12 protein-coding genes are annotated in these 13101 nt (G+C 44.5%); 8 read left to right on the forward strand and 4 right to left on the reverse strand.

All coding sequences use genetic code 11. From position 1 onward, the window contains the following. Positions 1 to 40 precede the first annotated feature (40 nt). From G6047_RS13640 to G6047_RS13655, 4 genes are read left to right on the forward strand one after another with little or no spacing between them, the layout of a single operon-like run. Entirely contained in the window at positions 41 to 541 is a 501-nt protein-coding gene (locus G6047_RS13640) for a nuclear transport factor 2 family protein (protein ID WP_169528172.1), read from the forward strand. Then, positions 516 to 2807, forward strand: a complete 2292-nt coding sequence (locus G6047_RS13645) for an acyl-CoA dehydrogenase family protein (protein ID WP_235946550.1) — start codon at positions 516 to 518, stop codon at positions 2805 to 2807. The genes G6047_RS13640 and G6047_RS13645 overlap by 26 nt, the downstream gene beginning before the upstream one ends. Before the next feature lie 40 nt (positions 2808 to 2847). Then, complete coding sequence (locus tag G6047_RS13650; protein ID WP_169528173.1) at positions 2848 to 3198, forward strand: hypothetical protein; 351 nt, start codon at positions 2848 to 2850, stop codon at positions 3196 to 3198. Then, on the forward strand, positions 3198 to 4184 hold the full coding sequence (locus G6047_RS13655) for a bestrophin family protein (RefSeq protein ID WP_169528174.1): 987 nt from the start codon (positions 3198 to 3200) through the stop codon (positions 4182 to 4184). Before G6047_RS13650 ends, G6047_RS13655 begins: the two co-directional genes overlap by 1 nt. A 218-nt stretch (positions 4185 to 4402) precedes the next feature. Here the strand turns inward: G6047_RS13655 and G6047_RS13660 are convergent, their stop codons facing one another. Together G6047_RS13660 and G6047_RS13665 are read right to left on the reverse strand one after the other, a co-directional pair. Continuing rightward, a complete protein-coding gene (locus G6047_RS13660) occupies positions 4403 to 5440 on the reverse strand; it encodes an o-succinylbenzoate synthase (RefSeq protein WP_169528288.1) in 1038 nt (345 codons plus the stop codon). Between the two features lie 181 nt (positions 5441 to 5621). Beyond that, entirely contained in the window at positions 5622 to 5801 is a 180-nt protein-coding gene (locus G6047_RS13665; protein WP_169528175.1) for a hypothetical protein, read from the reverse strand. Positions 5802 to 6065: 264 nt separating this feature from the next. Here G6047_RS13665 and fumC point away from each other — a divergent pair, with 264 nt between their 5' ends. Both fumC and G6047_RS13675 read left to right on the forward strand, forming a co-directional pair. Continuing rightward, positions 6066 to 7463 carry a class II fumarate hydratase gene (gene fumC / locus G6047_RS13670; protein WP_169528176.1) on the forward strand — a complete coding sequence of 466 codons (1398 nt, stop codon included), beginning with the start codon at positions 6066 to 6068 and terminating at the stop codon, positions 7461 to 7463. Positions 7464 to 7735: 272 nt separating this feature from the next. Further along, on the forward strand, positions 7736 to 8437 hold the full coding sequence (locus G6047_RS13675; protein ID WP_169528177.1) for a dihydrofolate reductase family protein: 702 nt from the start codon (positions 7736 to 7738) through the stop codon (positions 8435 to 8437). A gap of 105 nt (positions 8438 to 8542) precedes the next feature. Here G6047_RS13675 and corA read toward each other — a convergent pair whose 3' ends face one another. Beyond that, positions 8543 to 9625, reverse strand: coding sequence for a magnesium/cobalt transporter CorA (gene corA, locus G6047_RS13680; protein ID WP_169528178.1), 1083 nt, complete (start codon positions 9623 to 9625; stop codon positions 8543 to 8545). 78 nt (positions 9626 to 9703) lie between these two features. Here corA and hutI point away from each other — a divergent pair, with 78 nt between their 5' ends. Continuing rightward, positions 9704 to 10942 (forward strand): imidazolonepropionase, encoded by a 1239-nt coding sequence (gene hutI / locus G6047_RS13685; RefSeq protein ID WP_169528179.1) that lies wholly within the window; start codon positions 9704 to 9706, stop codon positions 10940 to 10942. Positions 10943 to 10991: 49 nt separating this feature from the next. On the opposite strand, the gene G6047_RS13690 is transcribed toward hutI, so the two are convergent. Beyond that, complete coding sequence (locus tag G6047_RS13690) at positions 10992 to 11867, reverse strand: GAS domain-containing protein (protein ID WP_169528180.1); 876 nt, start codon at positions 11865 to 11867, stop codon at positions 10992 to 10994. A 108-nt stretch (positions 11868 to 11975) separates the two neighbouring features. Here G6047_RS13690 and G6047_RS13695 point away from each other — a divergent pair, with 108 nt between their 5' ends. Then, entirely contained in the window at positions 11976 to 13016 is a 1041-nt protein-coding gene (locus G6047_RS13695) for a formimidoylglutamase (RefSeq protein ID WP_169528181.1), read from the forward strand. The last annotated feature ends 85 nt before the right edge of the window (positions 13017 to 13101 follow it).

The following is a 13101-nucleotide window of genomic DNA, read 5'->3' on the forward strand; positions in this document are numbered from 1 at the left end:
AGGCGGAAATCCGTATATTTAAAAGAAGAATATGCCGCACATGGACCACAACCACCAGCAACTTATCGAAGAATTCTATGCCGCTTTCGCAGCCCATGAACCGGAAACCATGGCAAGCTGTTATCATCCGGAAGCGCATTTCACCGATCCGATTTTTGGTACACTCCAAGGCCGCGACATAGCCGATATGTGGCGCATGCTTCTGGAACGCAGTAAAGGCCAACTGAATATTTCATTTTCAAATATTACCGCCGATCACATTGAAGGCAAGGCGAATTGGATTGCCTCTTATGTCTTATCATCGACCAGACGAAAAATAGAGAATCATATCTCTTCCCGATTTATTTTCCGCGACGGATTGATCGCCGACCAAAAAGACACCTTCGACTTTTACAGCTGGAACCGGCAAGCTTTCGGGTTTAAAGGCTGGCTGCTGGGAAAAACTACATTTATGCAAGACCGCGTCCGTCAACAAGCCATTTCGTCTTTGAGAAAATGGCAATCAAAAAAACGCAATGCCGAGCGAAACAACGGCAACTAAAGCATCATTTATCATGGAAAAAGCATTCCTGCCACTACTCTATCTGGTCTGGTCAGACGATTTGCTGTCGCAGAAAGAAGTCAGTATCTTAAATACTTTCTTTACAGAAAATACAATATTGACTGATTCTGAAAAGAAAAACCTACTGTCATTCATAGCTGTTTCCAATCCGCCGACACGCGAAACATTGGCTTTTTGGAAAACCGAGATTTTTGATGAACTGACCCAAAGCCCTCAAATCCGGAGTCTTTTTGGCTTATCGCTTCAATTATCCGGCAACGATGCGCGGTTCGAAAACCTCAAACCGGAATTCCTCGAACTGGAAAACCAATTGGGGATTTTGGGAGAAGAAGCGCTGCTGACATTCCGCTCTGCTGCAAATACACAGACATCAAATCTCGAAACACTAAATTCATTCGATGTCAAAGCCTTGCAATCGATTCTTGAAGGCGACACAGCCGGTATTGAAAAGCAAGTCCGCGACCTGTTGCAACGGCCGGAATTCAAATACGCAAACACCCAGGAAACGGATTCATTCCGCGAAAAAGTCCTGGATTGGTGCCGGATTCTCGCCAATGAAAAATTAGGTTCCATGGCATTTCCAAAGGAATTCGGCGGCGGCGGAAACATGAAAGCCTATTTCGCCATCATGGAAGCCCTGAGTTATCACGATTTAAGCCTCGTGATCAAATTCGGGGTGCAGTTCGGGCTTTGGGGCATGAGCGTGTATTTCCTCGGAACCGAAAAACACCATATAAAATATCTGTCCAAAATTGGGACACTAGAGCTTCCGGGTTGTTTCGCGATGACCGAAACAGGCCACGGTTCCAATGTAAAAGGTTTGGAAACGACAGCGACTTACGATCATAAAAACCAGTCGTTTGTCATCAACACGCCGCATCCGAAGGCAAAAAAAGAATATATAGGCAATGCCGCCGTCCACGGACAAATGGCTACGGTTTTCGCCAAACTCATCATTGATGGAAAAGACTACGGTGTCAATACGTTCGTGGTTCCGTTGCGCGATACATCGGGCAACATTCTCGACGGAATCGAAATTGGCGATTGCGGGCGCAAAATGGGTTTGAACGGCGTCGATAACGGAACTATAAGATTCCATAACGTGACGATTCCGAAAGAAAACATGCTCGACCGGTTTGCATCGGTAAATAACAAAGGTGAATTCGAAAGCCCGATTCCAAGCGACAACAGGCGTTTTTTCACCATGCTCGGCACACTCGTCGGCGGACGCATCGGCATCCCAAAATCGGCATTGTCTGCGATGAAAACCGGATTGACGATTGCCATAAAATACAGTGACAACCGTAGGCAATTCGGCCCTGACGGCGGATCTGAAGTTCCCATCTTAAATTACAGAATCCACCAAAGACGATTGTTTCCGCATCTGGCAAACAGTTATGCCTTTCATTTTTCATTGCGTTACCTGACTGACAGATTCATGCAAAGATCGGAAGCCGATGCCCAGGAAATCGAGGCACTCGCAGCCGGAATGAAAGCTTATGTGACCTGGAACGTACGCGATTCGCTTCAGGAATGCCGTGAAGCCATGGGCGGAAAAGGCTATCTGAGTGAAAACCGGATCGGCGATTTAAAGAACGATACCGAAATCTACACCACATTCGAAGGCGACAATACCGTGCTGATGCAACTCGTCGCCAAAAACAGATTGGCTGAATTCCGCAAAGAATTCGGAAAGCTTGACATTGGCGGAATGATCACTTATGTTTTCGATTCGGCCAAAACAGCATTATCCGAAAAAAATCCATACACGTCACGACGCACCGATGACGAACATTTAAAAGATCCGGAATTCCACTTGGCTGCTTTCCGGTATCGCGAAAAAAACCTGCTTTCATCCGCGGCCATGCGTATCAAAAAACTCGTCGATGGCGGAATGGATGCTTATGATGCGTTCAATGTGGTACAGCATCATATGATAGATGTGGCGAAATCGTATCTGGAAAGAGTCATTCTTGAACAATTTCTGTCGAAAATAGAAACAGTTTCTGATGCATCAGTCAGACAACAACTTGTTCGGCAACAGCAACTTTTCGCCTTGAATCTGCTCGACAAAAACAAATCGTGGTTTCTCGAAACCGGCTATTTTGAACCGCCAAAGTCAAAGGCAATCAGAAAAGCGATCAATCAGTTGTGCTGGGAAATACGCACCGATGCCGTTGCCCTGACCAATGCTTTTGGAATTCCGGATTCTCTCCTGGGAGCCACAGTTTTGACCGAAAAATAATCACAAAACCTGTTTTTGCTATATTTACAAAAACAAGTTTATGATTGTACGTATACTTAGCAGCATTCTGGTTCTCGTAGCGGTTTTCATGGGAATCAAACAAGGTTGGGCGATGATTTCGGGCAAACCTGAAATGCTGGAATTCTTTTCACGCTTTGGGTTCGATAGCCGCGCGGTGATGCTGAACGGCGGGATTACGCTGCTCGCCTCGGTACTGATTCTTTTTCCAAGGACTTTCGTTTTGGGAAATTTTCTCATGGCGGCCGGAATCTTACTTATCATCTGCCTCGAACTATTCCATAAAGACCTCAAAGGCGCAGCTATCGAATTGCCTTTCCTGGTTATAAATCTGGCACTTCTCTATCTCAATCACCCGCTAAACAAAAACTGATGCATACCGGCAAACAATACAGGCTCCTTGAATTCCTGATGTGGACGCGTCGGGATATTTATGTAGTGCTGATCCTTTCGATAATCCCAACTGTCATTTACGAAGTCTTCCATTTCAAATGGGTGGCTTTGCCTTGGGTTCCGATTGCGATGGTCGGTACGGCAGCCGCTTTCATCATCGGTTTTAAAAATACACAGACATACAACAGACTTTGGGAAGCGCGTCAGATTTGGGGTGCTATAGTAAACCAAAGCCGTTCTTTCGGAATGATGACACGTGATTTTGTCGATGCCGATGCCGAAACCATCCGACAGATTATCTACAGACATTTCGCCTGGCTCACGGCCTTGCGGTTTCAATTGCGTGAAAAAAGAGCCTGGGAAAACTCAGACAAACCTCATTTTAAGGAGTATCGCAAAATCTATCGCGTTCCGGAATGGGAAGATAAACTTGAAGATGAACTGTCGCTTTATGTTTCCGATGAGGAATTAAAAAAGGTTTTGACCCATAAAAACAGGGCGACACAACTCATCGCCTTGCAGTCGGCACAATTCAAAAAATTAAAGGGCGAGGGAAAAATCAGCGGGCTCGAATATATAGAACTCGAGCTGATGCTTTCCAATTTATATGAACAACAGGGAAAATGTGAACGCATCAAGAACTTCCCGTATCCAAGACAATTTGCGAGCCTGACGTTGTTCTTCGTATGGCTTTTCGTGGGCTTACTGCCTTTCGGAATGCTAAACGAATTTGCGAAACTCGGGGAAATCTATGTGTGGTACACCATTCCGTTTTCGGTTTTCGTCGGGTGGATATTCACCACGATGGATAAAGTTGGGGAAGCTACCGAAAACCCGTTCGAAGGCGGCGCGAACGACATCCCGATGGCGAGCATGAGCCGGACGATTGAAATCGATATGCGTGAAATGATTGGCGAAACGGAGCTTCCGGCTGGGATTGCTGCCGTCAATAAAATATTGATGTGATTTGAGTTTTGCGGCAGCCTGCGGCGCCAATTTGACACAAAGACGCAAAGACGCCAAGCCACAAAGTTTTTTAATTAAAGAGGGTCTCGAAGAAAGTCTTTGGCTTATTATGATTCGCTTGTTGTGGTAGTTGGGAGTTGCAAGTTTGAGTAAAATATAGATACTTCGTGCCTTTGTGTCTTCGTGCCTTTGTGTCAAACCGCGCCAAAGGCGCAACGCTAAAAAGAAAATTTACCCCACGCAATTTTCGGATCATATTGTAAAACGCCATTCGAAACTTCAAGAGGCGAATCGATATTATTCGTATAAAGCCCACCTGTTCCCAAACCTTGGGGCACAGAAACACCCAGGCTGTACGTCCATTGCGCGATTGCATTGAGACCGATGTTGCTTTCGAGTGCAGAGGTAATCCACCACCCGATTCCATATTTTGTACACAGGTCTATCCAATGTTGCGTACCGCGGATTCCGCCAATGAAACTCGGTTTGAAGATAAGATAGTGCGGCTTGATGATTTGAAGTAATTTTTCCCTTTCACCGAAATCTGAAATGCCTATCAGTTCTTCATCCAACGCTATTGGAATTGGGGATTCGAGACATAATTCAGTCATCGCTCCAAGCTGTTTTGGCTGGATTGGTTGCTCTATGCTATGGATTTTAAATTCAGAAAGTTGCCGTAATTTATCTAAAGCGTCCGTTGCTAAAAAACCGCCGTTGGCATCGACACGGATTTCTATGGTTTCTTCATCAAAATTGCGTCGGATGAAACGCAAAAGCCCGAGTTCTTTTTCAAAATCAATTGCGCCGATTTTAAGTTTGATGCACTTGAAACCCTGGCTGATTTTATCTGAAATCTGCTCCAGCATAAAATCTTCGGTTCCCATCCAGACCAGACCGTTTATGGAAATGGAATCTGTTCCCTTAGTAAATTCTGACGGAAACAATATCATGGAATCGTCACTTTTCAACGACCGAAAAGCCATTTCGACCCCAAACTGTATCGACGGAAAATCTGTCAACGAATCCCAAAGCTGTTGTTCACCCAAATGGATATTGTCGCAAACCCATTGGAGCTTTTGGGCATAATCCGGACGGTCATCGGCACTTAATCCGCGAAGCAATCCGCACTCGCCAATACCGCGTTTTGCATTTTCTTCAAGAATCAGGAACCAGGTTTCTTTGGTTTGCAGGATACCGCGTGAAGTTCCGGCGGGACGTTTGAATTCGAGATCGTATTTATGGAAAGAAGCTGAAATCAATTTGAATTACTAATTAACAATGAATAATTAACGATGACTTCGTGCGGATTAGATCACCTTACACATAATAATCTACAATTATAATTAGCTCAGTCCGGCTAAAAAGCCTCGGGTATTAATCATTAACGTTAATCGTTAATTAAAAAAAGGAAGCTCTCGCCTCCTTTAAAATCAGTTTCTAGATTACCGATTTTTCGTTTTCGTACTTCTTGGCAGCACGTTTTTCCTTCCAAAGTTCCCAGCTCGCTCCCGTTACCCAATAGAATACAAAGGATACCAAAAAGAACATAAGCCAGAAACCGATCGTGAAGATCGTCAGGAACAACAAGAAACCAAGGTACTGTTGAAATTCAAACATGTTTTCCGGAATTTTTTGAATTATACGCAAATGTAGGTTTTTGGTTTTTCACGGACAAGATGGAATTCGATTTTTATTAAAAAAGTATTGTACGTAAATTTGGGCGTTGTTAACGGTTAACGGTTAACAGATAACAGTTGTAGAAAAAGCCTGACCTTTCGTCATTGACCGAAAGCTTAATCTTTGTCTGCTCAATAGTCACCGTTATGTATTAACCGTTAACTGTTATCCGTTAACTGTTAACTAAATCAACAATCAATCATAATGGAATACCGCATAGAAAAAGACACCATGGGCGAGGTAAAAGTACCGTCCGACAAGTATTGGGGCGCACAAACAGAACGCTCACGCAACAATTTCAAGATTGGACCGGAAGCTTCGATGCCTAAGGAAATCGTGGAAGGTTTTGCCTATCTCAAAAAAGCGGCGGCATACGCAAATCACGATCTTGGTGTATTATCTGCAGAAAAACGCGACGCCATTGGTGCCGTTTGCGACGAAATACTTGCGGGAAAATTGGCTAGCGAATTCCCGCTTGTCATTTGGCAAACCGGCTCAGGAACGCAATCGAACATGAACGTGAATGAAGTGATCGCCAACCGCGCACAGGTTTTGGCCGGCTTTAAAATTGGCGAAGGCGAACAAGTAGTCAAAGCCAATGACGATGTCAACAAATCCCAATCGTCGAACGACACCTACCCGACCGGAATGCACATTGCCGCTTACAAAGCCGTGGTTGAAACGACATTGCCTGGTGTTGAGAAACTTCGCGACACGCTAAAGGCAAAATCAGACGAATTCATGAACGTAGTCAAAATTGGCCGTACCCACTTGATGGATGCGACACCGTTGACGCTTGGACAGGAACTTTCAGGTTACGTAGCCCAATTGAACTACGGAATCAAGGCCGTTAAAAATACGCTGGCCCACCTTTCGGAACTGGCTCTTGGCGGAACAGCCGTCGGTACAGGCCTGAACACACCTGCCGGTTATGATGTAAAAGTGGCTGAGTATATTGCCAAATTCACAGGCCATCCGTTCGTGACGGCTCCGAATAAATTCGAGGCGCTGGCTTCTCACGATGCGATTGTAGAATCTCACGGCGCATTGAAACAACTGGCCGTTTCACTGAACAAGATCGCTAACGATGTGCGCATGCTCGCATCCGGCCCACGCTCAGGAATCGGGGAAATCCTTATTCCGGAGAACGAACCCGGGTCTTCCATCATGCCCGGAAAAGTAAACCCGACACAATGTGAAGCGCTGACGATGGTTTGCGCCCAGGTTATGGGTAACGACGTGGCCATTTCTGTCGGTGGCATGCAAGGTCATTATGAACTCAACGTTTTCAAGCCTTTGATGGCCGCAAACTTCCTGCAATCGGCACGACTTCTTGGTGATGCTTGTCTGTCTTTCGAAGAACATTGCGCATCTGGCATAGAACCGAATTACAAACGAATCAAAGAACTCGTCGATAACTCACTCATGCTTGTCACGGCTCTCAATACCAAAATCGGTTACTACAAAGCCGCCGAAATCGCTCAGACCGCACACAAAAACGGAACGACTTTGAAAGATGAGGCTGTACGTTTGGGTTATGTGACCCCTGAAGATTTCGATGCGTGGGTGAAACCTGAGGATATGGTTGGCAGCCTCAAATAATTAATAATGAACAATTAATAATTAACAATGAAGGATACTTGTTGATTATTGAACTTTGAGGAATTGGCCTGTCGGGAAACTGACGGGCTTTTTTATTTCGCCTTTTTGAGGCTATAGCTGAAAATAAAAACTGTTACGCTTTTTAGTGTTACGTAAAATAAGGTAACAGAGAATTGCGTAACACATAAATGTGTCGTCATAATCTGCAAAAGTTATCTGACGACCCGATTAATTTCCAATCCGTTTATCCTAACTTTAGAAAAAAGTCAATCATGAAAAGACCACATACCATCTGCTTGATGGCGACGTCAATAGACGGGAAAATCCTTGGCCACACATGGGGAAAATCACCAGCCGCCAAAAAATTGCTCAGCAAGTTCGAGGAAACCCATGAAGCCATCGGCATCAGAGCCTGGATTGTTGGCCGCACTACTATGGAAAAAGATTTCACCCATTTCGAGAATCCTATATATGAACAAGGCACCGATACTATCGACAGGACAGATTTTATCGGAAATCACAATGCTGCATCATTCGCGATAGCTTTGGACGAACATGCCAAACTCGGTTGGAAAAGCGGCACCATACTGGGTGATCACGTGATTACTATCTTAAGTGAAAAAACAGACGACACCTATCTGCGGCATTTAAGATCCGTAGGCGTATCCTACATTTTTGCCGGAATCGAATCGATCGATCTCGAAATCGCCTTACAAAAACTCTATTCGAAATTCGGCATTGAAAAACTAATGGTAGAAGGAGGCGGGAAACTCAACGGCAGTTTTCTCGATGCCGGACTCATTGATCAAGTCTTTCAGTTGCTGCTTCCGGTAATCGACGGAAAAACAGATACAAGTACTTTTTTTGAAATCGACAATGAAAAACGTGAAGACCTCTCGACGTTGCTGAAGCTGGAAAGTTTTGAGAAGATGGAAGACGATGTGTTGTTACTTAAATATAGTGTGAAGAAATAATGTCCTTTGATTTTGATGCGTTTCCTATGAAACAGCAGGAAATTCGTAGTCAGAGATGGGAAACCCGGAAGTCCAGTTGTAGAATTTTGTCGTATCAGCCATAGATCAGAACCATTTTTTTCTTCGGAAATACGTCGTCATGCCAATCACGCAAATAATCATGATTCCCCAAATTACATAATATCCGTTTTGCGTCTTGAGTTCGGGCATATTGTCGAAATTCATTCCGTACACACCGACGATAAAGGTCAATGGCATAAAAATGACCGAGAAAATCGTCAGTGTCTTCATGATCGCATTCATACGCTGGCTCTGTGAAGCATAATATAAATTGGATGCCGTTTCGACCGAATTCAAATCGTTGTCTATCTGATCCAGGATTTCGAGTGCCTTTTGATGCAGCCGGCCGAAAAACACCAGGCTTGTGTCTTCAAAACCTTTGAAATCTGAATCTTTGTCCATATTCTTAAGGTTGTACAATGCATCGCGCAATGGGATGACCGATCTTTTCAAAAAGTTGAGACATTCCCGAACTTTTTCTATTTTTTCAAGCAAGATGCGGCCTTGTTCCGATTTGGAATCGATGAGCAGCTTTTCAATATCATCTTCGAACTGTTCCAGCGTGATAAAGAAATTTTCCATGACGGCATCGAGCATCAGGTATAATAAATAGCCATTTTTCTTGCGTCTTACCACACCCGCGCCGGTTCGGATGCGTTCACGGATATGCGAAAAGAAATCGCTTTTTCGCTCCTGGAACGATATGAGCAGGTTGCCTTTGAGCAAAAACGAAATCTGTTCCACCCGGATCACATCGGTTTCTTCTTCTGCCAGGACAGATTTTATGCTGAAAAAAAGCACTTCATCCAATTCCTCCATTCGCGAACGTTTGGCCACATTCACCACATCGCCCGTAATGGCCGGTTCTATTTCGAGCATCGTGCCGAGTTCGCGGATCAAATCTGTCTGGTGAAGCCCGTGTACGTTGAGCCATTTGACATCGTGATGTTGGTTCGGATCTGAAATTTCTTTCTGGACACGCTGCAGGTTTACGTCTTTGTATTCTTCGTACCCTTCTTCGTTGTAGATGAAAAGCTGCATGGCAACCGGCTCGTCCTTGTACATACCGGTGTATTCAAAGAAATTCGGCTGGACTTTGCGTACTTGTTTATATTTGATGCGTCTCACGCTGGTATTAATTTGATTTAAAGATAGCGTATTTTCGATTTTTACGGCCTAATTTTACCCAATGAATCTCCCCTTTTTATGTCAGTACTGATTACCAACATCAAGCAATTATTACAGGTCCGGCCAGATAATCCGAAAATTCTCGATGCTGCAGCCATGCGCGAACTTCCGATACTCGAAAATGCCTGGCTTTTGATTGAAGATGATGTGATTGCCGGTTTTGGTACGATGGAAAGCTGTCCCGATTCATCTGGCAGGCAAGTCATCGATGCAAGCGGAAAGATTGTCCTTCCGTCCTGGTGCGACAGCCATACGCATTTGGTCTACGCCGGAAACCGCGTCCAGGAATTCTCGGACAGGATTCACGGAATGACCTACGAAGAAATTGCGAACCGCGGCGGCGGAATACTCAATTCGGCCAAACGACTCAACGATACTTCTGAAAATCAATTATATGAAGAATCGAAAATCCGGCTGGAAGAAGTCATCCGTCAGGGAACCGGAGCAATAGAAATCAAATCGGGCTATGGGCTAACGGTCGATGGCGAACTCAAAATGCTTCGCGTGATCAAACGGCTCAGGGAGAATTATGGTATCGCGATCAAGGCGACTTTCCTTGGCGCGCATGCTTTTCCGACTGAATTCAAAACCGACCATGAAGGTTACATAAACCGTATCATAAACGAAATGCTGCCGTCCATCGCAGCAGAAAACCTTGCGGATTATATCGATGCATTCTGTGAAACCGGTTATTTCAGTGTATCTGAAACCGAAAAAATCATCGAAGCCGGAATGAGGTTTGGACTCAGGGCGAAAATCCACGTGAATCAGTTTACGGCAATCGACGGAATCGAAATGGCTGTAAAACAAAACGCTTTGTCGGTCGATCATCTTGAAATTCTCGAACCGAAAGATACCGAAGCACTCAAAAAATCCGAAACCATAGCCGTAGCCTTGCCGTTGTGTTCGCTTTTCATCAGTATTCCGTATACGCCTGCACGTGAACTGCTCGATGCCGGTTTACCGCTGGCCATTGCTACCGACTATAATCCGGGAACGGCTCCGTCCGGAAACATGAACCTGGCCGTGGCTTTGGGTTGCATCAAAATGAAACTGACGCCGGAAGAAGCGATCAATGCGGCGACACTCAATGGGGCTTATGCGATGGAATTATCTGAAACCCACGGAAGCATCGGCATCGGCAAAAAAGCGAATCTTATCCTCACACGGCCTTTGAGTGATTATGCAGAGATTCCGTATTCGTTTGGGAGTAATTTGATTGAATCGGTTATCCTTTCGGGAAAAGTAATCCAATAAAAACAAAAAAGCCCGGCTAAACCAGGCTTTCTTATTCAGTACTATTTTCTTATTTCAGTGTAAATGATGTTTTGGAAACCAATTCGTTCTTATCGAAGATATTTACGAAGTATGCTCCTTTTTCAAAGTCTTTGCCCGCAAGTAATTCGCAAACATCGACGGCTTTGTTTTCATAATTCGTAGTCGTCGTGAACGAATAGGTCAGTGTCTGGTCTCCGAAATTTACGGTTTGCTTATCGCCAAGTACGTTGTTCTTTGGATCGATTACCTGTACATAATAGGTTTTTTCCCCAGATTTTGCAATCTTGTTTTCGGCAACCGTAAAACAAACTTTCAGTTTATCGACACGACGGGCGCGTTCTGTTTCTACCAATTTACCTGAACTTCTTTCCTTGACGGCTTGTGTACGCAGGTTCATTACGGTAAGCTGTGATCCTTTTTCAACCGTCTTGGCCAGGTTTTCGTTCTGGATAACCAAGGTGTCGTTGAATTTCTTTTGTTCACCCAATGCTTTCACCGTACTGTCACGCTCGACTACAAGACCTGCATTCTCTTTTTTGAGCGTTTCGACCTCAACCATGAGATTCTTCATTTTGCCTTCAAGTTCGCGATATTGCGCGCGGTATTTTGAAAGTGCGGCAACATCTCCTTTGGATTTCTCCAGCTCTGCCATAAGCTTAACTACTTTTTCACGCTCGGCGATAAGTTCGTCAGACATGGATGTGTTTTCGGCAATGGCCTGATCGTAAGTAGCTTTAAGCGCCTCGAGATCTTTCATTACAGATTCTTTTTCTGTAACCAAAGTAGTTTGGGTTGTTTTGGCATCGCTGCTCATTTTCCACATGTATGCCAGGCTACCGGCTAATAAAATGGCAAGAATTACAATGATTGCCTTTAATTTGGAATTGTTGTTTTGACCTTCCATAGCTTTCTATTAGATGTTATTTTAACAAATTTATATTATTAAAGATAGTCACCAACTATGTTAACGAAAGTTTAAAGGAATATATTATTTTTGGCCAAATGCTTTTCAATGGAAAAATTAGTGCTTCTGCGGCAGGCCGATATTGCCAAATTGACACGCCACCGCAGTGGTGAAGTACGCTTTGGCGAAAAGATGCAATTGGTTCCGAAAGGCGCCGATTGTGTCGATTTTATTTCGCAAAGCGATGCGCCATATGTGTTGTTCGGAATTCCCGAAGACATAGGCATACGGGCGAATTTCGGTCGTTCCGGAGCTGCTTCGGCATGGCAGACCGCATTGGAAAGCATCTGCAATTTGCAACACAACAAATTCTGCAAAGGAAACCTGATACTGGCGCTAGGTCATTTGGATGTCAAAGCTGAAATGGAAGAAGCTGCCGGCCTCGATTTACTCCATTCACAGGATCGGGTCAAACTGGGAAAAATAGTACAACGCATCGATCGTGAAGTTTCCCATTTGGTATTTACGATCCAGAAAGCGGGGAAGATTCCTGTTATCATTGGTGGCGGACAGAACAATGCCTACGGGAACATAAAAGGTTCTGCCCTTGCCTACGGAAAACCGGTCAATGTGGTCAATTTCGATTCACAATCGGATTTTCGCATACCTGAATTCCGTCACAACGGAAATGGGTTCAGATACGCCTTTGACGAAGGTTTCCTCAAAAAGTACTACATCTTTGGCCTTCACGAAAATTACGTCTCAAAACAGGTATTGCAAACACTGCGTAAAATAGAAGACCGTATCCGTTTCACGACTTATGATGAAATCGCCGTTCGCCAGGAAAAGCGTTTTGACGAACAGATGCAATTTGCGCTCGCCTTTATCTGCAATGACAATTTTGGGCTTGAAATAGATTTGGACGCAATTCCGGATGTAGCCAGCAGCTCGATGACGCTGAGTGGATTTTCGGTTTTGGAACTACGCCGGTTCGTTAGTTTTTTCGGCCGGCATCCACGCGCATCGTATTTACATATTTGTGAAGGGGCGCCGGAATTGGATGATGTCAATAAGAAGCACCTTATCGGTAAGCTTATCGGATATCTGGTGACGGATTTCATTAAGTCGAGACAACCGGCGGAAGAATAAACTTATTGTTATTGGCATTATTTATTTTTACAGAATGGGTCAATTCACCGTTAACCCACCTTTTCACCTATCTTTGCACCGCCTC

This window comes from Flavobacterium silvaticum, from assembly GCF_012911565.1.
GTDB lineage: Bacteria > Bacteroidota > Bacteroidia > Flavobacteriales > Flavobacteriaceae > Flavobacterium > Flavobacterium silvaticum.

What these genes read in the sequence shown, in the direction of transcription:
- G6047_RS13640 (WP_169528172.1), top strand. Translation starts at nt 41, where the DNA reads ATGGACCACAACCACCAGCAACTTATCGAAGAATTCTATGCCGCTTTC.
- G6047_RS13645 (WP_235946550.1), top strand. Translation starts at nt 516, where the DNA reads ATGCCGAGCGAAACAACGGCAACTAAAGCATCATTTATCATGGAAAAA.
- G6047_RS13650 (WP_169528173.1), top strand. Translation starts at nt 2,848, where the DNA reads ATGATTGTACGTATACTTAGCAGCATTCTGGTTCTCGTAGCGGTTTTC.
- G6047_RS13655 (WP_169528174.1), top strand. Translation starts at nt 3,198, where the DNA reads ATGCATACCGGCAAACAATACAGGCTCCTTGAATTCCTGATGTGGACG.
- G6047_RS13665 (WP_169528175.1), bottom strand. Translation starts at nt 5,801, where the DNA reads ATGTTTGAATTTCAACAGTACCTTGGTTTCTTGTTGTTCCTGACGATC.
- fumC (WP_169528176.1), top strand. Translation starts at nt 6,066, where the DNA reads ATGGAATACCGCATAGAAAAAGACACCATGGGCGAGGTAAAAGTACCG.
- G6047_RS13675 (WP_169528177.1), top strand. Translation starts at nt 7,736, where the DNA reads ATGAAAAGACCACATACCATCTGCTTGATGGCGACGTCAATAGACGGG.
- hutI (WP_169528179.1), top strand. Translation starts at nt 9,704, where the DNA reads ATGTCAGTACTGATTACCAACATCAAGCAATTATTACAGGTCCGGCCA.
- G6047_RS13690 (WP_169528180.1), bottom strand. Translation starts at nt 11,867, where the DNA reads ATGGAAGGTCAAAACAACAATTCCAAATTAAAGGCAATCATTGTAATT.
- G6047_RS13695 (WP_169528181.1), top strand. Translation starts at nt 11,976, where the DNA reads ATGGAAAAATTAGTGCTTCTGCGGCAGGCCGATATTGCCAAATTGACA.